Source organism: Pseudonocardia oceani (assembly GCF_019263585.2).
Taxonomy (GTDB): Bacteria; Actinomycetota; Actinomycetes; order Mycobacteriales; family Pseudonocardiaceae; genus Pseudonocardia; species Pseudonocardia oceani.
On the sequence record NZ_JADQDF010000001.1, the window covers coordinates 1,590,409 to 1,616,256 of the forward strand.

At 74.0% G+C, this 25,848-nt stretch carries 20 protein-coding genes and 1 pseudogene; 13 read left to right on the forward strand and 8 right to left on the reverse strand.

Going from position 1 to position 25,848, the window contains the following annotated elements:
- Positions 1-10 precede the first annotated feature (10 nt).
- Entirely contained in the window at positions 11-2,542 is a 2,532-nt protein-coding gene (gene glgP, locus I4I82_RS07845) for an alpha-glucan family phosphorylase (protein ID WP_218592951.1), read from the reverse strand.
- A gap of 275 nt (positions 2,543-2,817) precedes the next feature.
- Here glgP and I4I82_RS07850 point away from each other — a divergent pair, with 275 nt between their 5' ends.
- From I4I82_RS07850 to glgB, 7 genes and pseudogenes are all read left to right on the forward strand, one after another.
- Positions 2,818-4,791 carry an alpha-1,4-glucan--maltose-1-phosphate maltosyltransferase gene (locus I4I82_RS07850; RefSeq protein ID WP_218592950.1) on the forward strand — a complete coding sequence of 658 codons (1,974 nt, stop codon included), beginning with the start codon at positions 2,818-2,820 and terminating at the stop codon, positions 4,789-4,791.
- 93 nt (positions 4,792-4,884) lie between these two features.
- A complete protein-coding gene (gene treS / locus I4I82_RS07855) occupies positions 4,885-6,612 on the forward strand; it encodes a maltose alpha-D-glucosyltransferase (RefSeq protein WP_218595598.1) in 1,728 nt (575 codons plus the stop codon).
- A complete protein-coding gene (locus I4I82_RS07860; RefSeq protein ID WP_226369934.1) occupies positions 6,609-7,991 on the forward strand; it encodes a maltokinase N-terminal cap-like domain-containing protein in 1,383 nt (460 codons plus the stop codon). Before treS ends, I4I82_RS07860 begins: the two co-directional genes overlap by 4 nt.
- A 19-nt stretch (positions 7,992-8,010) precedes the next feature.
- The gene (gene mntA, locus I4I82_RS07865; protein WP_218592948.1) at positions 8,011-8,388 is read left to right on the forward strand and encodes a type VII toxin-antitoxin system MntA family adenylyltransferase antitoxin; all 378 of its coding nucleotides are present in this window, start codon (positions 8,011-8,013) and stop codon (positions 8,386-8,388) included.
- A 13-nt stretch (positions 8,389-8,401) separates the two neighbouring features.
- Positions 8,402-8,827, forward strand: a complete 426-nt coding sequence (gene hepT / locus I4I82_RS07870) for a type VII toxin-antitoxin system HepT family RNase toxin (protein WP_218592947.1) — start codon at positions 8,402-8,404, stop codon at positions 8,825-8,827.
- Positions 8,828-8,906: 79 nt separating this feature from the next.
- Complete coding sequence (locus tag I4I82_RS07875) at positions 8,907-10,259, forward strand: ISH6 family transposase (protein WP_443708433.1); 1,353 nt, start codon at positions 8,907-8,909, stop codon at positions 10,257-10,259.
- A 169-nt stretch (positions 10,260-10,428) separates the two neighbouring features.
- Positions 10,429-12,609, forward strand: a pseudogene (glgB, locus tag I4I82_RS07880) (1,4-alpha-glucan branching protein GlgB); the annotation flags it as partial.
- Between the two features lie 524 nt (positions 12,610-13,133).
- Here glgB and I4I82_RS07885 read toward each other — a convergent pair.
- Positions 13,134-14,366, reverse strand: coding sequence for a glycosyltransferase family 87 protein (locus I4I82_RS07885; RefSeq protein ID WP_218592968.1), 1,233 nt, complete (start codon positions 14,364-14,366; stop codon positions 13,134-13,136).
- 68 nt (positions 14,367-14,434) lie between these two features.
- Between I4I82_RS07885 and I4I82_RS07890 the strand changes: the two genes are divergently transcribed.
- Entirely contained in the window at positions 14,435-15,760 is a 1,326-nt protein-coding gene (locus I4I82_RS07890) for a neutral zinc metallopeptidase (RefSeq protein ID WP_218592967.1), read from the forward strand.
- 69 nt (positions 15,761-15,829) lie between these two features.
- On the opposite strand, the gene I4I82_RS07895 is transcribed toward I4I82_RS07890, so the two are convergent.
- Entirely contained in the window at positions 15,830-16,771 is a 942-nt protein-coding gene (locus I4I82_RS07895) for a tetratricopeptide repeat protein (protein WP_218592966.1), read from the reverse strand.
- A gap of 120 nt (positions 16,772-16,891) precedes the next feature.
- Positions 16,892-17,773: an SCO6745 family protein gene (locus tag I4I82_RS07900; protein WP_226369935.1), complete on the reverse strand. Its 882-nt coding sequence runs from the start codon at positions 17,771-17,773 to the stop codon at positions 16,892-16,894.
- Between the two features lie 228 nt (positions 17,774-18,001).
- On the opposite strand from I4I82_RS07900, the gene I4I82_RS07905 reads away from it, so the two are divergent.
- Entirely contained in the window at positions 18,002-18,295 is a 294-nt protein-coding gene (locus tag I4I82_RS07905; RefSeq protein WP_218592965.1) for a hypothetical protein, read from the forward strand.
- Between the two features lie 66 nt (positions 18,296-18,361).
- Here I4I82_RS07905 and I4I82_RS07910 read toward each other — a convergent pair whose 3' ends face one another.
- On the reverse strand, positions 18,362-19,105 hold the full coding sequence (locus tag I4I82_RS07910) for an alpha/beta fold hydrolase (RefSeq protein WP_218592964.1): 744 nt from the start codon (positions 19,103-19,105) through the stop codon (positions 18,362-18,364).
- A complete protein-coding gene (locus tag I4I82_RS07915) occupies positions 19,102-19,452 on the reverse strand; it encodes a thiamine-binding protein (protein WP_218592963.1) in 351 nt (116 codons plus the stop codon). Before I4I82_RS07915 ends, I4I82_RS07910 begins: the two co-directional genes overlap by 4 nt.
- 72 nt (positions 19,453-19,524) lie before the next feature.
- Between I4I82_RS07915 and I4I82_RS07920 the strand changes: the two genes are divergently transcribed.
- Together I4I82_RS07920 and I4I82_RS07925 are read left to right on the forward strand one after the other, a co-directional pair.
- A complete protein-coding gene (locus tag I4I82_RS07920; protein WP_218592962.1) occupies positions 19,525-20,028 on the forward strand; it encodes a MarR family winged helix-turn-helix transcriptional regulator in 504 nt (167 codons plus the stop codon).
- A gap of 276 nt (positions 20,029-20,304) precedes the next feature.
- Entirely contained in the window at positions 20,305-21,423 is a 1,119-nt protein-coding gene (locus tag I4I82_RS07925; protein WP_218593792.1) for a hypothetical protein, read from the forward strand.
- A gap of 68 nt (positions 21,424-21,491) precedes the next feature.
- Here I4I82_RS07925 and meaB read toward each other — a convergent pair whose 3' ends face one another.
- Both meaB and I4I82_RS07935 read right to left on the reverse strand, forming a co-directional pair.
- On the reverse strand, positions 21,492-22,478 hold the full coding sequence (meaB, locus tag I4I82_RS07930) for a methylmalonyl Co-A mutase-associated GTPase MeaB (protein WP_218593791.1): 987 nt from the start codon (positions 22,476-22,478) through the stop codon (positions 21,492-21,494).
- Between the two features lie 12 nt (positions 22,479-22,490).
- The gene (locus I4I82_RS07935) at positions 22,491-23,684 is read right to left on the reverse strand and encodes an acetyl-CoA C-acetyltransferase (protein ID WP_218593790.1); all 1,194 of its coding nucleotides are present in this window, start codon (positions 23,682-23,684) and stop codon (positions 22,491-22,493) included.
- A 164-nt stretch (positions 23,685-23,848) separates the two neighbouring features.
- On the opposite strand from I4I82_RS07935, the gene mce reads away from it, so the two are divergent.
- Entirely contained in the window at positions 23,849-24,301 is a 453-nt protein-coding gene (gene mce / locus I4I82_RS07940) for a methylmalonyl-CoA epimerase (protein WP_218593789.1), read from the forward strand.
- 189 nt (positions 24,302-24,490) lie between these two features.
- Entirely contained in the window at positions 24,491-25,822 is a 1,332-nt protein-coding gene (ccrA, locus tag I4I82_RS07945; RefSeq protein WP_218593788.1) for a crotonyl-CoA carboxylase/reductase, read from the forward strand.
- Positions 25,823-25,848: the final 26 nt, after the last annotated feature.

The window sequence follows — 25,848 nt, forward strand, 5'->3', positions numbered from 1 at the left end:
GCGACGGGCCTCAGCCCGCCAGCACGACCTTCCCCAGCTCCGCCGGGCTCGCCAGCAGCGGGTGGGCCGGCAGCACCCGGACCGTGTAGCCCGTGAGCCCCGCGTGCGGCAGCGGCACCACGGCCTCGAACCGCTCCCCCGCACCGTCGGCCGAACCCACGTGCTTCATCGCGGCCGTGCGCTTGCGGGCGTCGAGCTGGTCGGTCTCGTCGACCGGCCCCACCACCGCCTCCACGACGACGTCCGACGCGTCCAGCCCGGCCAGCTCGACCACCGCGCGCACCGTCATCGGCGCGCCGACGACGGGCGTGTCCGGCAGCCCCGACGCGTCGACGCCCACGACCTGCACGCGGTTCCACGCGTCGCCCAGGCGCTGCCGGTAGGCCGCGAGCTCGCGCGCCGGCCCGAAGGAGTCGGCGACGATCCCGGCCGCCGCGCGGGCCGCCGGGTGGTAGAGCGTCTCGGTGTACTCCTGCACCATCCGCGCGGCCTGCACCTGCGGGCGCAGCGTCGTCAGCGTGTGGCGCACGAGCTCGACCCAGCGCGGCGGGACGCCGTCGGTGCGGTCGTAGAACGCCGGACCGACCTGCGTGGCCAGCAGCTCGTAGAGCGCGTTGGCCTCCAGGTCGTCGCGGCGGGTGGGGTCGGAGATGCCGTCGGCGGTGGGGATGGCCCAGCCGTTGCGGCCGTCGTAGAACTCGTCCCACCAGCCGTCGCGGATCGAGAGGTTGAGCCCGCCGTTGAGCGCCGACTTCATGCCCGAGGTCCCGCACGCCTCCAGCGGGCGGAGCGGGTTGTTCAGCCAGACGTCGCAGCCCCAGTAGAGGTAGCGGGCCATCGACATGTCGTAGTCGGGCAGGAACGTGATGCGGTGGCGCACCGCCGGGTCGTCGGCGAAGCGCACGATCTCCTGGATCAGCGCCTTGCCGCCGTCGTCGGCGGGGTGGCTCTTGCCCGCGACCACGAGCTGCACGGGCCGGTGCGGGTCGAGCAGCAGGTCGCGCAGCCGGTCCTTGTCGCGCAGCATCAGCGTCAGCCGCTTGTAGGTCGGCACGCGCCGGGCGAAGCCGACGGTGAGCACGTTCTCGTCGAACACGTGCTCGGTCCAGCCCAGCTCGGGCAGCGACGCGCCGCGCTCCAGCCAGGCCTTGCGGACGCGGCGGCGCACCTCGGCGACCAGCCGCGAGCGCAGCGCGGTGCGCAGGTCCCACAGCTCGGCGTCGGTGACCGACGCCGCGGGGGCGTCCGGCGTGCCGATCAGCGCCGTGACCTCGCGGGCCTCCCAGGTGGCGCCGTGGACGCCGTTGGTGACCGAGCCGATCGGCACCTCGTCGGCGTCGAAGCCCTCCCACAGCCCGCCGAACATGCCGCGCGAGACGGCCCCGTGCAGCTGCGAGACGCCGTTGGCGCGCTGGGCCAGGCGCAGGCCCATGTGCGCCATGTTGAACATGTTCGGGTTGTCCTCGGCGCCCAGCGCGAGGACGCGCTGCATCGGCACGCCGGGGAGCAGGGTCTCGCCGAAGTAGTGCTGCACCATGTCGACCGGGAAGCGGTCGATGCCCGCGGGCACCGGCGTGTGCGTGGTGAAGACGGTGCCCGCGCGGACGGCGGCGAGCGACTCGTCGAAGGAGAGGCCGTGGGCGTCCTGCAGCTCGCGGATGCGCTCCAGGCCGAGGAAGCCGGCGTGGCCCTCGTTGGTGTGGAAGACGGCGGGCTGCGGGTGGCCGGTGGCCTCGCAGAACGCGCGCACCGCCCGCACGCCGCCGACGCCGACCAGGATCTCCTGGCGGATGCGCTGGTCCTGGTCGCCGCCGTAGAGGCGGTCGGTGACGCCGCGCAGGTCGGGCTCGTTCTCCTCGATGTCGGAGTCGAGCAGCAGCAGCGGGACGCGGCCGACGGCGGCCTGCCAGATCCGCGCGTGCAGCGTCCGCCCGCCGGGCATGGCGATCGCGACGAGCACGGGCGCGCCGTCGGCGGCGGTGAGCAGCTGCAGCGGCAGGCCCTGGGGGTCGAGCGCCGGGTAGTGCTCGAGCTGCCACCCGTCCAGCGATAGGGACTGGCGGAAGTACCCGGAGCGGTAGAGCAGCCCGACCGCGACGAGCGGGACGCCGAGGTCGGAGGCGGCCTTGAGGTGGTCGCCGGCCAGCACGCCGAGGCCGCCGGAGTAGTTGGGCAGCACCTCCGAGACGCCGAACTCCATCGAGAAGTAGCCCACGGCCTCGGGCAGCGAGTCGTCGTCCTCGCGCTCGGACTGGTACCAGCGCGGGCCCTCGAGGTAGGCCGCGAGGTCGTCGGCCAGCTCCCGGACGGTGACGACGGTGTCGGCGTCCTTCGCGAGCGCCTCGAAGCGCTCGGTGGGGATCTCCCCGAGCAGGCGCACCGGGTCGTGGCCCGCGCGGTCCCACGCGTCGGGGTCGAGCGCGGCGAACAGGTCCTGCGTCGGCGGGTGCCAGCTCCAGCGCAGGTTGGTGGCCAGCGACTGGAGCGGCGCGAGCGCGGGCGGCAGCTGGGCGCGGACGGTGAACCGGCGGAGAGCTCTCACGCGCGGCAGGATAGATGAATCGTGACCGGGATCGGTCAAGCAGAGGTCGGCGCCCCTGTGCGCGGAACGGGCGGGGTCCCCGATCGTGCGTCCCGCCGTCGCCGTCCCGACGGTGCCGCGAGCACCGCGGAGGCGCCCTGAGCGGCGGGCGGACCGCCCGGATGACGATCGCGTGAACCTTGCGGAATCGGTTCCGACCCGTTCCTTTCGTGGCGGGAGCGGGTAGGTACGGTTGTGACTCACGTGACGGCTGCTCAGTGGGGGTGTGTGCCGAGATGACCGGACGAATCGGGATCGACGACGTCACTCCCTCGGTGAGCGGCGGGCGGCAGGCCGCGAAGGCCGTCGTCGGCGAGGTCATCCCGATCACCGCGGCGGTGTGGCGCGAGGGCCACGACGCCGTCGCCGCCAACGTCGTGTGGAAGCGGATCGGCAGCAAGGGCACCGCGCACCACGTGCGCATGGAGCCCGTCGGCGTCGGCGGCGACACGTTCGGCGCCACCGTGGCCGCCGACGAGCCGGGCATGTGGACCTTCCGCATCGACGCCTGGAGCGACCCGTGGGCCACGTGGCGCCACGCCGTCACCAAGAAGATGGAAGCGGGCCAGAGCCCCGACGAGCTGGCCAACGACCTCGAGATCGGCGCCCGCCTGCTGCAGCGCGTGGGCCGCCGGCCCGCCGAGCGCGGCAACCGCGACCTCCTCTTCGGCGCCGCCAACGCCCTGCGCGACACCGCGATGCCGCTGCGCGCCCGCGTCGCCCCGGCGCTGTTCCCCGCCGTCCAGCAGATCATGACCGAGCGCCCCGTCCGCGAGCTGATCACGCGCGGCCGCGCCCAGCAGGTGTACGTCGACCGCGAGCGCGCGCTCTACGGCTCCTGGTACGAGTTCTTCCCCCGCTCCACCGGCGGCCGCGACGAGACCGGCCGCGCGGTCCACGGCTCGTTCGTCACGTCGGCCAAGCAGCTCGACCGCATCGCCGCGATGGGCTTCGACGTCGTCTACCTCCCGCCGATCCATCCGGTCGGCACGAAGCACCGCAAGGGCCGCAACAACAGCGTCAACGCCGGGCCCGGCGACGTCGGGTCGCCGTGGGCGATCGGCTCGGCCGAGGGCGGCCACGACGCCATCGACCCGGAGCTGGGCACGCTGGAGGACTTCGACGCCTTCGTGCAGCGCACGAACGACCTCGGCATGGAGGTCGCGCTCGACTTCGCACTGCAGTGCGCGCCCGACCACCCGTGGGTCGCCGAGCACCCGGAGTGGTTCACCGTCCGCCCCGACGGGTCGATCGCCTACGCGGAGAACCCGCCGAAGAAGTACCAGGACATCTACCCGATCAACTTCGACAACGACCCGGCCGGGATCTACGCCGAGTCGCTGCGGGTGGTGCTGCACTGGGTCGAGCACGGCGTCAAGATCTTCCGCGTCGACAACCCGCACACCAAGCCGCCGAACTTCTGGCACTGGCTGATCTGGCAGGTCAAGGCCCGCCACCCCGAGGTGCTGTTCCTGGCCGAGGCGTTCACGCGCCCCGCGCGGCTGTTCGGCCTGGCGCGCCTGGGCTTCACCCAGAGCTACACCTACTTCACCTGGCGCACCACGAAGTCCGAGCTCACCGAGTTCGCCCTCATGCACGCCGAGCGCGCCGACGAGGCCCGTCCGAACCTGTTCGTCAACACCCCGGACATCCTCCACGAGTCGCTGCAGACCGGCGGGCCGGGCATGTTCGCCATCCGCGCCACCCTGGCCGCCACCATGGCGCCGACGTGGGGCGTCTACTCCGGCTTCGAGCTCTACGAGGGCGAGCCGGTCAAGCCGGGCAGCGAGGAGTACCTCAACTCCGAGAAGTACGAGCTGCGCCCCCGCGACTTCGAGGCGGCCGCGGCGTCGGGCAACTCGCTGGAGCCCTACCTCACGCGGCTCAACGAGATCCGCAAGGCGCACCCCGCGCTGCAGCAGCTGCGCGACATCACGTTCCACCACGTCGACAACGAGCAGATCATCGCCTACTCCAAGACCGAGCCCGCCACGGGCGACACGGTCCTGGTGGTCTGCACGCTCGACTCCCATGCGGCCCAGATCGGCACGACCTCGCTCGACATGCCGGCGCTGGGCCTGGGCTGGAACGACCGCTTCACGGTGCACGACGAGGTCAGCGGCGAGACCTACGAGTGGGGCCAGTTCAACTACGTCGACCTCCAGCCGTGGCACCACGTGGCGCACATCTTCCGCGTCCAGCGGGGCTGAACGCGCCGGGCGGCCGCCCGCGGATGAGACGTTCGGGTCGCAGGCGCCGCCACGTGCTGTGGACCCCGCGCCGTCCGATTAACCTCGGCGGCGATGAGTGAGAAGCTGGAGCCGGGCGTCGTGGTCGAGCAGGACGCCGAGGACTACGGGCACGCCCGCACGCTGGACGTCGACCACGACTGGTACAAACGCGCCGTCTTCTACGAGGTGCTGGTCCGGGCGTTCCAGGACTCGAACCGGGACGGCACGGGCGACCTGCGCGGTCTGACGTCCAAGCTCGACTACCTGCAGTGGCTGGGCGTCGACTGCCTCTGGCTGCCTCCGTTCTACGACTCCCCGCTGCGCGACGGCGGCTACGACATCCGCGACTTCCGGCAGGTGCTGCCCGAGTTCGGCACCGTCGAGGACTTCGTCTACCTGCTCGACGAGGCGCACAAGCGCGGCATCCGCGTCATCACCGACCTGGTCATGAACCACACCTCCGACCAGCACCCCTGGTTCGAGGAGTCGCGCCGCAATCCCGACGGGCCCTACGGCGACTACTACATGTGGGAGGACGACGACTCCCGCTACCCCGAGGCGCGGATCATCTTCGTCGACACCGAGCAGTCCAACTGGACCTACGACCCGGTGCGCGGCCAGTTCTACTGGCACCGCTTCTTCTCCCACCAGCCCGACCTCAACTACGACAACCCCGAGGTCCAGGACGCGATGCTCGACGTCCTGCGCTTCTGGCTCGACATCGGCATCGACGGCTTCCGCCTCGACGCCGTGCCCTACCTCTACGCACGCGACGGCACGAACTGCGAGAACCTCCCCGAGACCCACCAGTTCCTCAAGCGCGCCCGCAAGGTGATGGAGGACGAGTACCCGGGACGGGTCATGCTCGCCGAGGCCAACCAGTGGCCGTCGGACGTGGTGGAGTACTTCGGCGACCCGGAGGTCGGCGGCGACGAGTGCCACATGGCGTTCCACTTCCCGCTGATGCCGCGCATCTTCATGGCGGTGCGGCGGGAGAACCGCTTCCCGATCTCGGAGATCCTGGCGCAGACGCCCGCGATCCCGGACAACGCGCAGTGGGGCATCTTCCTCCGCAACCACGACGAGCTCACGCTCGAGATGGTCACCGACGAGGAACGCGACTACATGTACGCGGAGTACGCCAAGGACCCGCGGATGAAGGCCAACATCGGAATCCGCCGCCGCCTCGCGCCGCTGCTCGACAACGACCGCAACCAGCTCGAGCTGTTCACCGCGCTGCTGATGTCGCTGCCCGGCTCGCCCGTCCTCTACTACGGCGACGAGATCGGCATGGGCGACAACATCTGGCTGGGCGACCGCGATGCCGTGCGCAGCCCGATGCAGTGGAGCCCCGACCGCAACGCCGGGTTCTCCATGTCCGACCCGGGCCGGCTCTACCTGCCCGTGATCATGGACCCGCTCTACGGCTACCAGGCCGTCAACGTCGAGGCCCAGCTCAACTCCTCCACGTCGTTGCTGCACTGGACCCGGCACATGATCGAGATCCGCAAGCGGCACCAGGCGTTCGGCCTCGGCGAGTACCACGAGCTGGGCGGCACGAACCCGACCGTCCTGGCCTACGTCCGCGAGCACGGTGACGACGTCGTCCTGTGCGTCAACAACATGTCGCGCTTCCCCCAGCCCGTCGAGCTCGACCTGTCGGCCTGGGTCGGTTGCGCCCCGCACGAGCTCACCGGGGGCGTGCCGTTCCCGAAGATCGGCGAGCTCCCCTACCTGCTGACGTTGCCGGGGCACGGCTTCTACTGGTTCTCGATCACCCCGGCGGAGGAATCTGCGTGAACGAACTCCCCGACCTGCTCACCACCTGGCTTCCCCAGCAGCGCTGGTTCGCCGCGAAGGGCCGCCCCGTCGGGTCGGTCGAGATCGCGGCCCGGACGCCCCTGATGACCGACGGGGAGCCGCTGGTCGACCACCTGCTGCTCGCCGTGTCCTTCACCGACGGCTCGCCGGTGCAGCACTACCAGCTCTGGCTCGGGCGCCGGGAGCACCCGCGGGCCGACCTGGAGCACGTCGTCATCGGTTCCGTCGACGGTGCGCTCGCCTACGACGCGCTGTGGGACGTCGAGGTCACGGCCTGGCTCCTCGAGACCCTGCGCGCGGGCGGCACCGTCGGCGGCATCGCCTTCGTGCCCGAGCCCGGCGCGGAGATCGCGCAGGGAGTGGCCGGGCGCGTGCTGGGCATCGAGCAGTCGAACACCTCGGTGTCCTGGGGCGAGAGGTCGATCCTCAAGGTCTTCCGCCGGGTCGTCCCCGGCCTCAATCCCGACCTGGAGCTGCACCGCGCGCTGCGCTCGGTCGACTCGAACGAGGTCGCGGCCCTGCAGGGCGCGATCGAAGGCACCGTCGACGGCGCCCCGGCCACGCTGGGGATGCTTCAGGACTTCGCGGCCAATTCCGCCGACGGCTGGTCGATGGCGCTGGCCAGCGTCCGCGACCTGCTCGCCGAGGGCGACCTCCGCGCCGACGAGGTGGGCGGCGACTTCGCCGCGGAGGCCTCGCGGCTGGGCGAGACGGTCGGCGTGGTGCACGACGAGCTGCGCCGCGCGCTGGGCACCGGCGAGCGCGACGCCCGCGAGATCGCCGCGGTGTGGCACCAGCGCCTGGCCGTCACCACGGCGGAGGTGCCCGCGCTCGCGCCGCACGTCGACGCCATCCGGGCCACCTACGACGCCGTCGCGGGGCTGGGGGCGCCGCTGCCCGCGCAGCGCGTCCACGGCGACCTGCACCTGGGCCAGACCCTGCGCACCCCCTACGGCTGGCTGGTCATCGACTTCGAGGGCGAGCCCGCCGCGCCGCTGGAGGAGCGGGTGCGGCCCGACTCGTGCCTGCGCGACGTCGCCGGGATGCTCCGCTCGTTCGACTACGCCGCGTTCCACCAGATCCTGCAGTGGGAGCCGGGCACGTTCGCCGACCCCGACCACGACTCGCAGCTGGTGTGGCGCGCCAACGAATGGGCCGAGCGCAACCGCGGCGCCTTCTGCGACGGCTACGCGCTGCGCGCCGGCAGCGACCCCCGCGACCAGCGCATGCTGCTGCGGGCCTTCGAGCTCGACAAGGCCGTCTACGAGCTGCTCTACGAGACCCGCAGCCGCCCGGCCTGGGCGCCGATCCCGCTGGCCTCCATCGCCCGCCTCACGTCCGAGGAGACGGTGCGCTGACGCGCGTACTCTGCGCCCCGTGACCCCGGAAGCGATCAGCGCGCTGCTCGCCCGGCGGCCCGGCGTGCTGCTCGCGGTGCTGCACGGGTCGCGGGCGCGCGGTGACGGTGGTCCGGCGTCCGACTGGGACATCGGCGTGGTCACCGACGGCGGCGTCGACCTCGCCGCCCTCACCGCGGACCTCGCGTCCGCGCTCGGCACGGACGCGGTGGACGTCGTCGACCTCGGCCGGGCGAGCGCGCTCCTGCGCTACCGCGCCGCGAGGGACGGGATGGCGCTCCTGGAGCGCGCGCCCGACGCGTTCCTGGAGTTCCGGATCGAGGCCACCCGGTTCTGGTGCGATGCGGGCCCGGTGATCCGCGCGGCGCAGGAGCGCGTGCTGGCGGATCTCGGATGACGGGGATCGGCCGGTGACCGGCATCGACCGTGAGCTCCTCGCGGAACGCGCGGCCTCCGTGGGTCGCCACCTCGACCGGGTCGCCGCTCATCTGCCCGCCGACCCGGACGGGCTGGGCCCGCTCAGCGCGGCCACCGACACAGTCGTCCTCCACCTGTGGCAGGCCGTGCAGGTGACGATCGACCTCGCCGTATCCTCGTGCGTCCGACTCGGACTCGGCAGCCCACCGACCTACGGCGACGCGTTCCGCTCCCTGGCCGCCGCCGGGGTGGTCGACGGTGAGCTGGCCGGGCGGCTCGCACGGGCCGCGGGGTTCCGGAACCTCGTGGTGCACGCCTACGCCGACCTGGACCTGCGCCGGGTGCACGCGATCGCCTCGGACGGCCCCGCCGACCTGCGCGCCTTCCTGTCCGCGCTGCGCGACCGCGCCGCCGGCTGAGGGCTCGGTAGCGTCCGGCAGCGTTGAACTTTCGGGATCTTGCGGTGGAGGGTGGTGCCCTTCGTCGTGAGGAACTGCCATGGCTGTGGCTAGTGTCGTGCTCAGTGCTGAGCTGCCGGAGCTCGATGGATCTCTGAGGTGGTCTCAGCTCGAGGCATGGGCGGTGGCGATGCGTGACGAGGTGCCCGCCGTGGTCCTGGCTGCCGCTCTGGAGCAGGCGCAGGACCGGTTGATCGACCGGGTCTGCGGGCCTCGTTGGCTCCCGGTGCGTGACCTTCCGGCGCCGTTCGCGTGCCCGGGGTGCGGGGTGATGCAGGACTTCGGGCGCAAGGGCAGACGATCACGCCCACGACGGATCGATATCGCGGTCGGAGTCGTGCGCCTGCATTTGGCGAACGTGGGCTGTCGGGCCTGCGGCCGGGTCTTCGCACCGTTGCTGCTGATGCTGGACCTGTCCGGCCGCCGCCGCACCGACCGGCTCGCGGTGGACCTGGCCGAGCTGGCCAGCCAGATGTCCTTCGCCCGCGCCGCGCAGGTCGCCCGATCGTTCGGAGCGCCGGCCTCGACCGGACGCGCTCATCACGCAGTGGCCGACGTGGCACCGCTACTGGACGGGATCGGTGCGGCCGAGCTGATCGACAGCGGGGCCTCAGCCGCGGTGGTCATCCTGGACGGCACCGGGATGCGCGCCGGGCCGCGGCGGTTGGGGATCGCCTGCAACATCGCGCTGGGGCTGACCGCGCGCAGCGGGCCCCGGCGACGCCGTCGCGCCCACACCGTCCTGCTCGGTGTCACCATCGATCAGCCCTGGGCGGCGATGGGTGAGCAGCTGGCCGCGCTGGACGCCCCGGTCATCGTCGTGGTCGACGGGGAGCCGGCGATCACGCGGCTGGCCGAGACCACCTGGCCCGACACCCCTATCCAGCGCTGCTGGTGGCACCTGCCCCGAGCGCTGCGGTGGGCGCTCTACGCCGACAAGGCCCCGCATCCCTGGGCGAACGCCAAGCGGGCCGAGCTGGCCGAGTTGCTGCGCCGCACCGCCCGCGAGCACCGCACCCACAGCCAAGCCCTGCACTCCTACGACACGTTCAGCGCCTCGATCACCGGCGCGCACCACCACGCGGCGACCGAGTTGCTCCTGGGCGCCCGCGACCAGGTCTTCACCTGTCTGTTGCCCGAGGTCCGAAGGGACCTCGCCTGGCTCGGCGGCCCCGAGCTGGGCAGCGGTGTGCTGGAACGGGTCATGCGCGAACTCAACGCCCGCACCGACATCGGCGGAAGCCGATGGTCGATCAACGGGCTACGCGACCTCGTCACCGTCCAACTCGCACGGATGACAGACCACCCGGCCTGGCGGACACTGCGGCAGAACACCCATCCGTTCAGCACCATCAGCTACAAGATCAGCACACCGAAGTTCAACGCTTGCTGACGCTACCGAGGGCTCACCGCGGCCCTCCCGCTCACCCGCACGGCCGAACGCCGACCCCGATGTGGGTGACGCGGACGGGTCGCTGCCGCCTGGGTCGGCGATCCGCGTGCCGGGGCCATAGGGTGCGCGGGTGGATCGCGAGGAGAACCGAACCCAGACGATCAACCCGATGATCGACGCCTGCCCGCCCGACCCGGCCACCGTCGACCGGGTCCTCGGCGGTGCCCACCACGACCCGCACTCCGTGCTGGGCGCCCACCCGCACGCCGACGGCACGGTGGTGCGCGTCCTGCGCCCACACGCCGACGAGGTGCACGTGGTGCGCGCGGGCGGCGAGGGGCACCCGCTGGTCAAGGTGCACGACGCGGGGCTGTTCTCCGCCGTCGTGCCCGGCCCGCCCGCGGACTACCGCATCGCGGTGCGCTACGGCGACCGCGTCGACATCGTGGACGATCCCTACCGCTGGCTGCCCACCCTGGGCGAGATGGACCTGCACCTCATCGGCGAGGGCAGACACGAGCGCCTGTGGGACGTCCTCGGCGCCCACGTGCGCACCTACGAGACGCCCGCGGGCCCCGTCACCGGCACGAGCTTCGCCGTGTGGGCGCCGGCCGCGCAGGGCGTGCGCGTCACCGGCGACTTCGACGGCTGGGCCGGGTGGGCGCACCCGATGCGCGTGCTCGGCTCGTCGGGCGTCTGGGAACTGTTCGTGCCCGGCGTCGAGCCCGCCACCCGGTACAAGTTCCGGGTGCTGGGCCGCGACGGCCGCTGGCGCGACAAGGCCGACCCGATGGCGTTCCGCACCGAGATCCCGCCGGCCACGGCGTCGGTCATCGACGTCGACACCCACGAGTGGGGCGACGCCGAGTGGCTGGCGGCGCGCGCGCAGAAGCAGGCCCACGCCGAGCCGATGAGCGTCTACGAGGTGCACCTGGGCTCGTGGCGCCAGGGCCTGTCCTACCGCGAGGCCGCGGAGCAGCTCGTCGCCTACCTCGACGAGACCGGCTTCACCCACGTCGAGCTGCTGCCGGTGGCCGAGCACCCGTTCGGCGGGTCGTGGGGCTACCAGGTCACGTCGTACTACGCGCCGACGTCCCGCTTCGGCACGCCCGACGACTTCCGCTGGTTCGTCGACCACCTGCACCAGCACGGCTACGGCGTCATCGTCGACTGGGTGCCCGCGCACTTCCCGCGCGACGAGTGGGCGCTGGCCAAGTTCGACGGGCAGGCGCTCTACGAGCACGCCGACCCGCGCCGCGGCGAGCAGCCCGACTGGGGCACGCTCGTGTTCGACTTCGGGCGCAAGGAGGTGCGCAACTTCCTCGTCGCCAACGCCCTGTACTGGCTGGAGTCGTTCCACATCGACGGCCTGCGCGTCGACGCCGTCGCCTCGATGCTCTACCTCGACTACTCCCGTAAGGACGGGCAGTGGCTGCCCAACATCTACGGCGGCCGCGAGAACCTCGACGCCGTGGCGTTCCTGCAGGAGATGAACGCGACGGTCTACCGCGAGCACCCCGGCGTGGTCACGATCGCCGAGGAGTCGACGGCATGGCCGGGCGTCACGCGCCCCACCCACCTCGGAGGCCTCGGCTTCGGGTTCAAGTGGAACATGGGCTGGATGCACGACACGCTCGACTACACCGGCCGCGACCCGGTGTACCGCGGGTACCACCACAACCAGATGACGTTCTCGCTGATGTACGCCTTCAGCGAGAACTACGTCCTGCCGATCAGCCACGACGAGGTCGTGCACGGCAAGGGTTCGCTCTGGGAGCGGATGCCCGGCGACGCGTGGAACAAGTCGGCCAACATCCGGGCCCTGCTCGCCTTCATGTGGGCGCACCCGGGCAAGCAGCTGCTGTTCCAGGGCCTGGAGTTCGGCCAGGAGCGGGAGTGGTCGGAGTCGCGCTCGCTCGACTGGGAGCTGCTCGAGGACCCGCTGCACAGCGGGATCAGGACGATGGTCGGCGACCTCAACCGCGCCTACCGCTCCCATTCCGCGCTGTGGACGAAGGACGTCTCCCCCGAGGGCTTCTCGTGGATCGACGCCAACGACACGGCGGGCAACGTCTTCAGCTTCCTGCGCCACGGCGTCGACGCCGACGGCAAGCCGACGGTGCTCGCGTGCGTCGCCAACTTCTCCGGCGGCGCCCGCGAGGGCTACCGCGTCGGGCTGCCGTTCGCCGGCCGCTGGCGCGAGGTCCTCAACACCGACGCCGAGCAGTACGGCGGCTCGGGCGTGGGCAACCTCGGGGCCGTCGAGGCCGACGAGATGGTGTGGCACGGGCGGCCGGCGTCCGCGGTGCTGCGGCTGCCCCCGTCGGGGGTGCTGTGGCTGGCGCCGGAGCCGTTCGAGGGCGCTGTGCGGCGGTCGCGGATCGCGGCGGCGCCGGCGGAGCCGGTGGCCGAGGGGTCGGCCTCTGCTCCGTCGGCTGACGCGGTCGACGCTCCGGCCGCGGACGTTCCGGTGTCCGACGCTCCGGGTGCTCCCGTCGTGGACGGGACGGTCGTCGACGAGCCGGTCACCGACGAGGTCGTCGCGGCCGACGGGGTCGTGGAGGCGCCCGGGGACGTGGTGGCCGAGGAGACCGTGGTCGAGGAGCCCGTCACCGAGGCGGCCGTCACCGCGCCCGTCGTGGACGTCGCGCCGGCCGCGCCCGTCACCGACGACGTGCCGGTGCAAGCGCCGGTCACGCCGGACGACCCGCCGGTGCCGGCCGTCGCGCAGACGCGCGTCGACCGGGCCGTGGTCGTCGAGCCGGTCACGGAGCAGGTTCCCGAGCCGGCCGCGGAGCCGGTCGCCGAGCCGGCCGCGGGGGCGGAGTCGTCCGGGGACGAGGTCGTGCCGCCGACCGGGCGGCACGCGCAGGCTCAGCCGGCGGGAGCGCCGGCGTCGGCCGACTCGGGTGCACCGCCCGCGGCCGGTCCGGCCGGGGACCGCCGCAACGGCGTGGCCCCGAGCAGCGCCAGCCAGTAGGCCACGAGGATCGCGCAGTACAGCGACCGACCCAGGTCCGATCCGAGCTCCGCGATCGGACCCGGGTCGGTCGGCCAGATCGCGTTCCAGGAGACGGGGACCACCGCCACCGCGAGCAGCGCCGCCGCGAGAGCGCCCCGGCCCAGCGAGATCAGCACGAGCACGCCGGGCACGAGCAGCAGCAGGTAGTTGTGCCAGGCGATCGGGGAGAGCAGGAGCCCGGCCGCGACCACGGCCCACGGGGCGGTGCCGGCCGGGTCCACGCGGTCGCGGTGGCGCCCCAGCCACACCAGGGTGCCGACGAGGACGACCAGCCCGGCGACGAGGCCGAGCACCGTCGGCACGCCGAAGCGCATGGCGAGCCCGGGGAGCGAGGCGTTGTCGACGGTGTCCGGCACGCCCTCGCTGAGCGCGATCGTCAGCCACTCGATCGCGCTCGACGGGCCCGCGACCAGCACGCCGATCACCGTCGCGACCGCCGCGGAGGCCAGCCCGGCCCGCAGCGGCACCCACCGGCGCTGCACCGCGGGCAGCAGCAGGAGCGGCGCGAGCGAGGGCTTCAGCGCGACCGCCACGCCGTAGCAGACCGCGGCGAGCACCGGGTGCCCGCGGCGCTCGGCGATCCAGCCGGCCACGAGCGCCACCAGCAGCAGCGGGTAGATCTGGCCGAGCACCAGCGTGCCGTGCAGCGGTGAGGACACCAGCACCGCGAGCACGACGGCCGCCGTGGTGGCGACGCCCAGGCGCAGCTCCCGCGCCACCGCCAGCACCGAGACCACCACGAGCACCGCGGTGAGGACCATGAAGATCCGGTAGGCGGTGAGGGCGTCGAGCCCGGCGAACGGCACGAGCAGCACCGTGAGCAGGGGCGGGTTGAGGTTCGTGAGCTTCGCGGGCGTCTCGTAGATGTCGGCGCCCTGGGTGAGCGCGACGGCCGAGTGCCAGAAGGTGTCGAAGTCGACGTGCAGGTCGCGCATGTCGGGCAGCGGCAGGAGCGTCACCAGCGCGTCGGGGTAGCGGATGTGCAGCACCACCGCCGTCACCAGCGACGCGAACACCACCACCGCCGCCAGCGCGGTGGCCGCCGTGATCGTCGGCGCGGAGCGGGTGGTGCGCGGGTCGGACACGGGGCTCGACGCTAGCCGACGGGGTGGACCGACTCCCGTGGCGGGCCGCTCCGGGGGAGGATGGAGGCGTGCGCGCCGTCCTCGTCCTGCTGCTGGCGCTCGTGCTCGTCGGGTGCACGCAGGCCGTGCCCGGCCGCGGGGTGGCCGCCGACCTCCGCCCGCCCGCACCCGCCGTCGTGCCGCCCGTCGCCGACGCCGGCAGCGCGGCCACCGCGGTGACCGCCGCCGTCGAGGGCTTCTGGCGCACCGAGTTCCCCGCGTCCTTCGGGCAGCCGTGGGACGACATCCGGACGCTGCTGCCCGTCTCCCCCGGCGAGGGCACCCCGCCGTGCGTGCAGGACCTGTCCGAGGTCGCCGACCAGGCCTACTACTGCCCCGCCGCCGACGCCGTGGTGTGGGACGCCGCGGGGCTCGTGCCGGACCTGTTCGCGCAGTTCGGGCACGTCGGCGTGGTCGTGGTCCTCGCGCACGAGATCGGGCACGCGGTGGAGACCCGCCTCGGCCTCGACGAGGCGCAGGCCCGCGACCCGGACGCCTATCCGACGATCCTGCTGGAGGCGATGGCCGACTGCTACACCGGCGTCGTCGTCCGGCGCTTCTCCGACGTCCCGGTGCCCGGCCTGCCGATCGGCACCGCCGAGCGCGACGCCGCGCTGCGCACGCTGGTCGGCTTCCGCGACCCGCTCGGGGTCGCGGCGGGTGACGAGGGCGCGCACGGCAACGCGTTCGACCGCGTCTCGGCGTTCCGGGCGGGCTACGACGACGGGGCGACGCGCTGCGCGGAGATGACCGTGCCCGAGCGCGGGTTCACGCAGGTGCGCTTCGGCTCGGCGGCCGACCAGGCCCGCGCGGGCGACCTGCCGCTGCGCGACCTGCTCGCCGCGATCGGCGTCGACGCCCGCGAGTGGGCCACCGAGCTGTCCGGGGTGGCGGGCTGGACCGCTCCCCCGCTGACGACCGACGCCTGCCCCGAGGCCGCCGCGCAGGGTCCGGCCCGGCTGTGTGCGACCGCCGACCCCCTGGCCGAGGGCGCGGTCGACGTCGACCTGGCCGCGCTCGCGCCGCTGCACACCGGGCTCGGCGACTTCGCCGGCGCCACGCTGGTGACCGGTCGCTACGGCCTGGCGGCGCTGCGGGCCGCGGGCTCACCCGTGGAGGGGGTGGAGGCCGGGCACGCCGCGGTCTGCCTCGCCGGGGCCTACTCCGGGCAGTTGCTGGTGGCGCCGGTCGACTTCCGGCTCTCCCCCGGTGACCTCGACGAGGCCGTGCAGGTCCTGCTCGCCGACGACTGGGCCGCGCGCGACGCGTCCGGGCGGGCCGACCCCACCGAGCACGGCTACGAGCGGGTCGCCCGCTACGAGGACGGGCTGCGTGGCGGGCCGGCCGTCTGCTGACGCCGGCCCCCCGCCCGATCAGGACGGGTGCCGGGTCAGGCTGGGTGCCGGGTCAGGCTGGGTGCCGGGTCAGAACAGGACGCGGGCCAGCGCCCGGCGGGCCGCGGTGACGCGCGCGTCGTCGGCCGGGAACAGCTCGAAAAGCCCGACGAGGTGCTCGCGCACCCGGTCGCGGTCGTCGCCGAAGACCCGGCCCGCGGTGGCCACGAGCCGCGCGAACGCGGCCTCGACCCCGTCGCCGGCGATCTCGGCGTCGGCCGCGGCGAGCTGGGCGTCGACGTCGTCCGGAGCGGCGTCGGCCTTGGTGACCGCGTCCGGGTCGACCGCCTCGGCGCGCGCCAGGAACCGCACCTGAGCGAGCGCGGCGGCGGCCTGCTCGTTGGCCGGCTCCACGTTGAGGATGTCCTGGTAGGCGGCCTCGGCGGCAGCGTAGTCGCCCTGCTCGAGGGCGTCCTCGGCCGCGGTGAAGCGCGGGTCCTCCGGCTCCTCCTCGGGCTCGGGGGCGCCACCGGCCGCGGCCTCGGCCGCGGCGATGGCGGGCATCCGCTCGCGCAGCGCGTCGAGCAGGGCGGCGATCCACTGCCGGACCTGCGGCTCGGGCTGCGCGCCGTTGAACGCGTCGACCGGCTGTCCGCCGACGACGGCGACCACCATCGGGATCGACTGCGCGCCGAACGCCTGCGCGATCCGCGGGTTGGCGTCGACGTCGACCTTCGCGAGGATCCACGACCCGTTGCCCGCGGCCGCGAGGCGCTCGAGCACCGGCGAGAGCTGCTTGCACGGCCCGCACCACTCGGCCCACAGGTCGACGACGACCGGGATCTCCATGGAGCGCTCGAGGACGTCGGCCTGGAACGTGGCCTCGGAGACGTCGACGACGAACCCGGCGGGCGGGGCACCGGAGGGCGCACCACCCGACGGGGCGCCACCGGGCGGGGGCCCGGCGGGAGCGGGACGGTTGGCGGCGTCGGAGCGGGCCTTCAGCGCGGAGAGATCGACCGCACCGGACATGGCGGAGGACAGCGCAGCCGTCTGGGCCGCCCGACGGGGATCAGGTCGTGACACGACACCATCCTGGCACGCGGGGACCGGTGGTGACGCCCGGGTCGCCCGCGGCGCCCGGGTCGGCCCTCACCCCGCCTCCGGCAGCAGGCGCAGCCCCATGGGGTTGTCGGCGTTGAAGACGCCACCCGCGGGGAGCATCGCGACGACCGGCGTCGTCAGCGCGACCAGCCGCTCGGCGGCGTCGTCGCCGACCGCCGCCCACGGGACGTCGGCCAGGGCGTCGGTGTGCGCCTCGACCTCGGCGCGCAGCGCGCGCCCCGCCGCGGTGAGGGCCCCGGCCTCGTCGGTCAGCCCGCGCGCGGCCAGCCGCGCCACCGCCTCGTCCCACTCCTGCTCCGACCAGCCCCGCCGCGCGCGCAGCGCCGCCGCGTCGAGCCCCACGTCGGCGGCGAAGACCACCAGCGCTTCCACCGGGTCGAGGCCGGCCGTCAGCAGCGCGGCCACGTGGCCGTCGCCGCGGTGCTCGCGCAGCACGGTCTGCGCGTGCCAGAGCACCAGGTGCGGCCGGTCGGGCCACGGCAGCGCGGCGTTGGCCGCGGCCAGCGCGCGCCCCGCCGTGGGGGCGGCGAGCGCGGCGTCGCGGGCGATGGCTGCCGCCTCGGCCACCTCCGGGCCACCGAGCACCTGCGTCCCGACGACGCGGTGCAGGGCCGCGTCGACGGCGTCGAGCCGCGCGGCGAGGTACCGCTCGGGCGACGCCACCGCCCAGACTGCGGGCACCGCGCGGGCGACGTGCGCGGGGTGGAAGTTGTAGAACAGCGCGGTGACGAGCTCCGGCGGCGCCGCGCCCAGCGGCGCGGCGCGCAGCCCGAAGTAGCTCATCCAGTAGCCCTTCGTGCCGAGCGCGTCGCACGCCTCCTTCGACTCCGGGGCGAAGTAGGTGACGGCGTGGACGGGCTCCACGGCCCGCCACATCCGCCGCGCCCGGTGTTCCTGCTGATCAGCCACGTGCTCCTCCTCGATACGGTCCTGCACCACCCGGTCGGTGTCACCCGAACCGGTCCTTACCTGTGACTCAATGTCACCGATCACCCGCTCGGATCCGGCGTGTCGATCACCGGACCGGCGGAGCACCACGACGGGCGGGCAGTCGTTGAGGATGTGTGAGTGACGCGCGCGTCGCTCTCCGTAGAACTTCTCGGCCGCCCCGCGCGGCCCCCACACGGAGGACCTGCCATGAGCACGGACAAGACCGTCGCCGACCGCCTGCTCGAGGACGCCCGCGCCAAGACCGCGCGCGAGGAGAGCCCGACCCTGGGCAAGATCGCCCTGATCGTGGGCGTGCTGGCCGTGCTCGTGAGCCCGATCTCCATCCTGGGCTGGGTGTTCGGCGCGGCCGCCCTCGGCCTCGGCGTGGCCGCCGTGCGCCGCCCGGCCGCGGCCCAGCAGGCCAAGATCGCCATGGTGCTCGGCGTCGTCGCCATCCTCGTGGGCGTCTTCTTCTTCACGCTCAACGTCGCCCAGGGCTGACCGGCAGCACCCGCACCGCCGACCCCCCGCGCCTCCGTGCGCCGGGGGTCTTCGGCGTCCCGGGGCTCATCCCGCCCGGCCGGCGACCGCGGCCAGCAGCTCCGCCAGCTCCGCGGGGCGCGTGAGCATCGGGAAGTGGCCTCCGGCGAGCTCGACGACCTCCGCCCCGGGCACCACCGCCCCGGTGCGCGACCACTGCGGGTCGACCACCCGGTCGCCGGCGCAGACCACCTGCACCGTGGGCACGGCGGGCCAGGCCGTGAGCGGCGTGACCTCCTTGGTGACCGTCCAGTCCTGCGGCCGGACCGCGGCCACCGCGGCCGCGACCGCCGCCTGCGCGTCGGGGGTCCCGTCGCTCTCGAGCTCGTCGACCACCCCGGCGTAGAGGTTGCCGGCCGCCGCCTCGGGCGACCAGGACGTCGTGCCGTCGTCGGCCCGGACCTGGCCCCGCCCGAACCCGGGCGCCATGATCCCCGCCTCGGCCCGCGTCCGGTCGGCCCACGACGAGCCGGGGAGCGGCACGAGCGCGGCCACCAGGACGAGCGCGGCCACCCGGTCGGGACCGAGCCGCTGCGCCGCCACCGGCACGGTGAGCCCGCCCAGCGAGTGCCCGACGAGCACCACGCGACCCCGGTCGCCGACCGCCGCCAGCACGGCGTCGACGTAGTCGTCGGTCGTGGCACCCGGCCGGTCGCTCGGCAGGTCGACCGCGACGACGTCGTGGTCCTGCGCCGCGAGCAGGTCGACCACCGGCGCCCAGCACGAGCCGTCGTGCCACGCCCCGTGCACCAGGACGACGCGCGCGCTCACGCCGTGGCCCCCGGCGCCCCGTCGGCCCCTCCGGCGGACGGGGCACCTCCCCCCAGCGCCTCCTCGACGCGCTCGACCTTGGCCTGGAGCTGCCCGCTGTCGAACCCGGGCCGGATGTCGGCCTTGAGCACGAGGCTGACGCGCGGGGCACGGGCCTGCACGGCCTCGACCGCGGCCTTGACCACGGCCATCCCTTCGTCCCAGGTGGCGGACTCGATCGTCGTGAACATGGACGTGGTCTCGTGCGGCAGCCCGGAGGCGCGGACGACGCGGACGGCCTCGGCGACGACGTCACCGACGCTGTCGGAGCCGCCACCCGCGGGGGCGATGCTGAAGGCGAAGAGCATGGTCGACAGCGTGCCTCAGCGCGGCGGCCGAGCGCGAGGCCCGGCCCGGCGACGCTGCTAGCGTCGTCGACCATGGCCCGCCACGATCCCCTGCCGTTCGACCCGATCATGCGGGCGGCGGACCTGTGGGCCGAGCGTATCGGCCCGTCGCGCTCGATGGCGGCGGTGACCAGCGTGATGCGGGTGCAGCAGATCCTGCTCTCGGCCGTGGACGGCGCCCTGCGCCCGCACGGCCTCACCTTCGCCCGGTACGAGGCGCTGGTGCTGCTCACCTTCGCGCGCACCGGGCGGCTGCCGATGCGGGTGATGGGCGAGCGCCTGCAGCTGCACCCGACGAGCGTGACCAACATCGTCGACCGCCTGCAGGCCGACGGCCTCGTGCGCCGCATCCCGCACCCCACCGACCGGCGGGCCACCCTCGTGGAGATCACCGACAAGGGTGCGGCGCTGCGGGCGCGGGCCACCGAGTCGGTGACGGCCGTCGACTTCGGCATCGCCGGTCTCGACGACGAGCAGCAGACGCAGCTCACCGCCCTGCTCGGCGAGATCCGCCGGGCCGCGGGCGACTTCGCCTGACCCCTCCGCCCGCTCCTCACGACGGCCCGCCCGGCTCGTCGCCGGGCGCCCGCCGCCCGGGCCACCACCGCCCTGCCCGGCCCCCGTGCGGGCGACGGCCCCTGCGGCCGCGCCGGCGACGACCCGCGCCGAACCCCACCAGCGCTCCCCCGGCCGCTCCGGCCACCGCGCACACCGAGCACGTCGTCAGGTCCACATCCGGCTCCCCCTCCCGCTGTTGACGTCTGTTGCGTCAACAGCGTTGACAGTACGGCCGGGGTCCGACAACCTGGTGCCATGAGCACACCGACCGGCGCCGACGGCGCCGCCCTGCGCGGGGCCCGGGCCGCGCGGGGCTGGTCGCAATCGGGGGCGGCGCGGGCACTGCGGGCGCTGGCCGAGGAGCGCGGCGGGCCCGACGCGTCCGCGGCCAGCCTCAAGACGCAGCTCTCGCGCTGGGAGAACGGCCACGCGCGCCCCGAGCCGGAGTACCGGGCGCTGCTGGCCGAGCTCTACGGGCGCAGCGCCGAGGAGCTGGGGCTGGCCTCCGCGCCGCCCGGGGTGCCCGACGGGCGCGAGCGCCTGCGCGGGGCGCTGGCCGCGGCCGCCGCCGTCGACGACGGTGTGGCGGCGCAGTGGGCGGCGCAGCTCGCGGCCGCCCGGAGCATCGACGACGAGCTCGGCGCCGCCGGGTCGGCCGGCGTCGCGGCGGCGCTGGTCGCGCAGCTCACCACCACGCTGCGGCACACCGCGGCGCCCACCCGGCGACCGGCGCTGGCCGACGTGCTGTCCGGTGCCGCCGCGCTCGCGGGGCGTCACGCCCTCGACGAGGACGACCACGACGCCGCGTGGGGCCACCTCGACACCGCCGCCGCGGCGGCGCGGGAGGCCGGGTCGTCCGTGCTCGTCGTGGCCGCGCTCGTCGGACGCGCCGAGGTGCTGCGCGAGATCGGCGACGCCCCCGCCGCCGCAGCCCTGCTCGACGACCCGGCCTGGGAGGCGATGTGGACATCGCTCCCCGCGGGCGGCTGCGCTCTCCTCGACGCCGCGCGAGCCGTCGCCCTCGCCGCCGCGGGCGAGGAGGATGCCGCGCGGCTGGCCCTCGCGCGGCGTCCGATCGACGCCGCGCGCCCGGAGTGGGTCGACATCGAGTGGGCCGACGTCCACCACCGGCACGGGCAGGCGCTGCTGGAGCTGGGCGATCCGGCGGCCGCCGCGCGGCTGGGGTCGGCGCTGGCCGCCGGGCCCCGGTCGGCCCGCACCCGCGCGGGGGTGCACGCCGACCTGGCGCGGGCCCTGGCCCACGACGACCCCGACGGCGCGGCCGGGCACGCCCGGGAAGCCCGAGCGCTGGCCCTGCGCATCGGCGCGCGCCGGCTGACGGCCCGCCTCGACCGCACGGGCGGCAGGCCGTGACCCTGCGGCAGGCCGTGACCCTGCGGCAGGCCGTGACCCGGAGGGACGCCACCGGGCGCAACGCGCGGCTACCGCTGCGGCGCGACCACCGTCCCGGCCAGCTCGTCGGCCGCGCCGTAGGGGTCGAGCTCGCCGTCCACCACCCGCTCGGCCAGCGTGGCGAGCCCCTCGGCCCCCGACAGGTCGCCGATGCGCGTGCGCACCCGTTCCAGCGTGATCGCCTGGATCTCCGAGCGGGCGCGGGCGAGGCGGCGGCGCCGTCGCTCGCCCCCTGCGTCCATCCACTCGCGGTGGGCGTCCAGCGCCGACACCAGGTCCTCCACGCCCTCGGCGCGGGCCGCCACCGTCGGCACCACCGGGCGCTGCCACCCGCACTCGTCGCCGTCGAGCGACATCATGTGCTGCAGGTCGCGTACGGTCTGCGCGGCGCCGTCGCGGTCGGCCTTGTTCACCACGAACACGTCGGCGATCTCCAGGATCCCGGCCTTCGCAGCCTGCACGCCGTCGCCCATGCCGGGAGCGAGCAGCACCACGGTGGTGTCGGCGAGCGCCACGACCTCCACCTCGCTCTGCCCCACGCCGACGGTCTCCACCAGCACGACGTCGCAGCCCGCGGCGTCGAGCACGCGCAGCGCCTGCGGCGTGGCCCAGGCGAGGCCGCCCAGGTGCCCGCGGGTGGCCATCGACCGGATGAACACGCCCTCGTCGGTGGCGTGCTCACCCATCCGCACGCGGTCACCCAGCAGGGCGCCCCCGGAGAACGGCGAGGACGGGTCCACGGCCAGCACGCCGACCCGGCGCCCCCGGGCGCGCAGCGCGCCCACGAGCACCGAGGTCGACGTCGACTTCCCGACGCCCGGTGGCCCGGTGAGCCCCACGACGTGCGCCCGCCCCGTGTACGGGGCCAGCGCGGCCGCCACTGCGCGCAGGTCGGCCGAGGCGGCGTCGCCCGCACCGTCCATCCCGTTCTCCACCAGGGAGATCAGGCGCGCGACGGAGCGGGCCTCGCCGCGGCGGGCCCGCTCCACGAGGTCGGGCACGTCGGGGCGGGGCATCGCCGGCTCCGGTCAGCTCGTGGCGGGCACGCGCAGGATCAGCGCGTCACCCTGGCCACCGCCGCCGCACAGGGCCGCCGCACCGACGCCGCCACCGCGGCGCTGGAGCTCCAGCGCCAGGTGCAGCGCGAGCCGCGCACCCGAGGCGCCGATGGGGTGGCCGAGCGCGATGGCACCGCCGTTGGGGTTGACGATCGCCGGGTCGACGCCGAGCTTGCGGGTGGACACGACACCGACGGCGGCGAACGCCTCGTTGATCTCGATGACGTCCAGGTCGCCGACCTCGATGCCCTCCTTGCGGCACGCGGCGGCGATGGCGTTGGCGGGCTGCTCGTGCAGGCTGGAGTCGTCCGGGCCGGCCACCATGCCCTGGGCGCCGATCTCAGCGAGCCAGGTCAGGCCCAGCTCCTCGGCCTTGGCCTTGCTCATCACCACGACGGCGGCCGCGCCGTCGGAGATCGGCGAGGAGGAGCCGGCGGTGATGGTGCCGTCGGCGGAGAACGCCGGGCGGAGCTTGCCCAGGCCATCGGCCGTGGTCTCCGGGCGGATGCCCTCGTCGGCGTCGACGACCAGCGGGTCGCCCTTGCGCTGCGGCACGTGCACCGGGGTGATCTCGTCGCCGAACAGCCCGCTCTCCACGGCCTTGCCGGCGCGCTGGTGCGACTGCGCGGCGAACTCGTCCTGGTCGGCGCGGGTGATCTCGTACCGGGCGTTGTGCTTCTCCGTGGAGGCGCCCATCGAGACCTGGTCGTAGGAGTCGTAGAGGCCGTCGTGGGCCATGTGGTCGAGCATCGTGACGTCGCCGTACTTGAAGCCCGAGCGCGACTTGGCGAGCAGGTGCGGCGCCTGGGTCATCGACTCCTGGCCACCGGCCACGATCACGTCGTACTCACCGGCGCGGATGAGCTGGTCGGCCAGCGCGATCGCGTTGAGGCCGGAGAGGCAGACCTTGTTGATCGTGAGCGCGGGCACGTCCATGCCGATGCCCGCGGCGGTGGCGGCCTGGCGGGCCGGGATCTGGCCGGCTCCGGCCGTCAGGACCTGACCCATGATCACGTACTCGACCTGGTCCGGGGTCACGCCGGCGCGCTCGAGCGCGCCCTTGATCGCGACGCCGCCGAGCTGCACGCCCGAGAAGTCCTTCAGTTGGCCGAGCAGGCGCCCCATCGGGGTGCGGGCGCCGGCGACGATGACGGATCCGGACACGGAGACCTCCAGCAGCTGCGATGCGGTCGGGGTGGTACGAGTGACCCTGAGTTGCCGCGAACATACCCGCCGTCGGCGCGCACGACCGGGTCCCGTGACGCCCTCCACGGCGTGACCCGGCACACAACCGCACGTCAGGGGGCCGGGGCGGCTACATTCGCGCCATGGCTGAGCACGCACCTTCGGGAGAGCACACGATCACCGCGGTCGACCACGTCGGCATCGCCGTCGCCGACCTCGACGAGGCGATCGCCTGGTACGCCGACACCCTCGGACTGGTCGCGACGCACGTCGAGACCAACGAGGAGCAGGGCGTCCGCGAGGCGATGCTGTCGGCACCCGGTGACGCCGGCGCGGCCATCCAGCTCCTCGCCCCGCTGCGGCCCGACTCGCCCATCGGCAAGTTCCTCGACCGCAACGGCCCCGGCATCCAGCAGATGGCCTACCGCGTCACCGATATCGAGGCCACGAGCGCCGCCCTGCGTGCCAAGGGCGTCCGGCTGCTCTACGACGAGCCCCGGCGCGGCACCGCCGACTCACGCATCAACTTCCTGCACCCCAAGGACGCGGGCGGCGTGCTCGTCGAGCTCGTCGAGCCGGCGGCGTCCGGGCACTGATCCACGGACCGGTCCGACCTGGCCGGTCGGACGGGCCGGGTCCGACCGGCCAGGTCGGGCCCGGTCCCCCGGCCGAGTGGTCCTGGCCACGTGGACGGGGCGCTCCGACGCCCGAGCGGGTACCATACCACGCAGTAACTTTCGGGATGCCAAGCATCTGACCCACGACTCAGCCATCGGAGGCCAGCCGTGCTGGAGATCCGCGACGCCATCCTCGCCGGACAGTTCGACGCCGTCGGCGGGCTCGAGGTGCCCGACCACTACCGCGGCGTCACCGTGCACGCGGACGAGGCGGAGATGTTCACCGGCATCCCGTCCAAGGAGAAGGACCCCCGCAAGTCCCTGCACGTCGAGGACGTCGCCACCCCCGAGCTGGGCCCGGGCGAGGCGATCGTCGCGGTGATGGCCTCGGCCATCAACTACAACACCGTGTGGACCTCGATCTTCGAGCCGGTGTCGACGTTCGGGTTCCTCAAGCGCTACGGCCGGATCTCCCCGCTCACCGCGCGCCACGACCTGCCCTACCACGTGGTCGGCTCCGACCTGGCCGGCGTCGTGCTGCGCACCGGGCCCGGGGTCAACGCGTGGAAGCCCGGCGACCAGGTCGTCGCGCACTGCCTGTCGGTGGAGATGGAGAGCCCCGACGGGCACGGCGACTCGATGATGGACCCCGAGCAGCGCATCTGGGGCTTCGAGACCAACTTCGGCGGCCTCGCCGAGCTCGCCCTGGTCAAGTCCAACCAGCTCATGCCCAAGCCCGCGCACCTCACCTGGGAGGAGGCGGCCGCCCCCGGGCTGGTCAACTCCACCGCCTACCGCCAGCTGGTCTCGCGCAACGGCGCGGGCATGAAGCAGGGCGACAACGTCCTGATCTGGGGCGCGTCCGGCGGCCTGGGCTCCTACGCCACCCAGTTCGCCCTCAACGGCGGCGCCACCCCGATCTGCGTGGTGTCCTCCCAGGAGAAGGCCGAGGTCTGCCGCAAGATGGGCGCCGAGCTGATCATCGACCGCTCGGCCGAGGGCTACACGTTCTGGCGCGACGAGCACAACCAGGACCCCAAGGAGTGGAAGCGCCTCGGCGCGAAGATCCGCGAGCTCACCGGCGGCGAGGACCCCGACATCGTCTTCGAGCACCCGGGCCGCGAGACCTTCGGCGCCTCGGTCTACGTGGCCCGCAAGGGCGGCACGATCGTCACCTGCGCCTCGACCTCGGGCTACGAGCACAGCTACGACAACCGCTACCTGTGGATGAACCTCAAGCGCATCATCGGCTCGCACTTCGCCAACTACCGCGAGTCCTTCGAGGCCAACCGGCTCATCGCCAAGGGCCTCATCCACCCCACGCTGTCGAAGGTCTACCCGCTCGCCGACACCGGTCAGGCCGCGCTGGACGTCCACACCAACAGCCACCAGGGCAAGGTCGGCGTGCTCGCCCTCGCGCCCGAGGAGGGCCTCGGCGTGAGCGACCCGGACAAGCGCTCCCGGCACCTGGAGTCGATCAACCGCTTCCGCGGCGTCTGACCCGTCCGAGTGAGGAACCCCACCAC